The organism is Streptosporangium sp. NPDC020145, assembly GCF_040631275.1.
Classification (GTDB): domain Bacteria; phylum Actinomycetota; class Actinomycetes; order Streptosporangiales; family Streptosporangiaceae; genus Streptosporangium.
In genome coordinates this window covers 9,117-10,596 of record NZ_JBEXZT010000060.1, presented here as the reverse complement: position 1 = coordinate 10,596, position 1,480 = coordinate 9,117, and the positions used below count along the sequence as shown (strand labels likewise).

At 70.1% G+C, this 1,480-nt stretch carries 2 protein-coding genes; both read right to left on the bottom strand.

The window, feature by feature from the left end:
* Positions 1 to 157: 157 nt before the first annotated feature.
* On the bottom strand, positions 158 to 1,099 hold the full coding sequence (locus ABZ463_RS41390; protein WP_362785661.1) for a tyrosine-type recombinase/integrase: 942 nt from the start codon (positions 1,097 to 1,099) through the stop codon (positions 158 to 160).
* 166 nt (positions 1,100 to 1,265) lie between these two features.
* A partial coding sequence (locus ABZ463_RS41385; RefSeq protein ID WP_362785658.1) for a WD40 repeat domain-containing protein occupies positions 1,266 to 1,480 on the bottom strand: 215 nt, incomplete at its 5' end.

The following is a 1,480-nucleotide window of genomic DNA, read 5'->3' as shown; positions in this document are numbered from 1 at the left end:
GGAGGTCCGTGACGACATCCACGAAGCCTTCCTCAGCCTCGGCTGCGCCCTGATCTGCTGGCGCCGCCTCAGCTCATTGCGTTAGCAGTTCTTAGACCGGGGATGATCATGATGCCTGAGCTCGGCGCCCGTCACGATGCGAGGCGGCGAACATAGGTCAGCGGGTCCGGCGTCGTGCGGCGGGGTCGGCGTCTGCGGTGACCTGGGCGGAGGTCTGTTCGCCGAGTTGGACGTAGCGGCCGAGGCTGCCCAGGTGCTGGTGGCGGGATTTGGCCTGGAGCTCGGGAGCGGTGCGGCCGTCGGCGGCCAGGTGCTGGAGTGCGGAGTGCCGTAGCTGGTGGAGGGTCCAGCCGATGCCGTGCGGGTCGAGGGCGGCGGTGGCGGTCTTGAAGAGGTATTCGGCACGCGGGTAGGACAGCCGACCGCGCCCGGTGGCGGGGCAGATGTCGGCGGCCGCGGGAGCACGCGGCCCGGAGGCGGGGGCGCGCCGGTCGGCGAGGAAGAGCGGTCCGGTGGCGCGTCCGCGCAGTAGTCGTGGCAGGAGGCGGGCGGTGCCGGTGGCCCAGTGCACGTACTCGATCGCGCCGCCCTTGGAGGTGACGCGGCCGCGCCGGAACTCCAGGTCGAGGTCTTCGATGTTGAGGGACAGGAGTTCCTCGGCGCGGGCGGCGGTCTCATACAGCATCCGCCACAGGACCCGATCGCGCAGATGGTGCCGGTCGTCGGTGAACAGCTTGTCCAGGCGGGCGCGCGGGATGGAGCGGTCGCCGCGGCGGGCGCTCTTGCGGCGTTGCAGCCGCCGGGCGGGGTTGGTGGCGAGGATCTCCTGGCGCTGCGCCCAGGCGGTGAAGGAGATGAGCGCGGACAGGTGCCGGTTCCAGGTCGCGGCCGCGGCGTCGGCCCATCGCTCCATCACTGCGGCGTAGTCCTCGGGGGCGAGCATGTTGGCGGGTAGGTCCCCGGCGAGCGCGGTGAGCCGGGTGAGGGTCTCGGCGTAACTGTCGCGGGTCGTCGTGGTCGGGACGGAGTCGAGGTACCGGTCGACGGCGGCCACGACGAGTTCGCCCTCAGCCGGGGGCGGGAACGGAACGACTGTCACGAGGACCTCCCGCGCTGATGTGACACATAACGTTGCCGATTCGGCCCCGGTTCGCCGGTCGGCGAGCTGGGCGTCTGCCCGGCCCGGGAGGCCAGTGTGACACCTAATGCGAATTACCTGTCACATCCAGGACGCGAGTAACACCTCGTGGTCACGGCGGCAGCCGTCAGCGAGCCGGACAACTAGGCCGGTATCGCTCGTCGGGAATGTATCGTTGCCACTCCTCAGGCGTGAAGGCGCGCACCGCGATACCGCACACCGCTCGCAGGAGGTCATGCGGCAGTGCGATGTCCCAGATGCGCACTGTCTTGTCCATTTCGCTGCTGGCCAGGCGGGTGCCGTCCGGGCTGAACACCACCGACATCACCGGGCTGGTGTGTC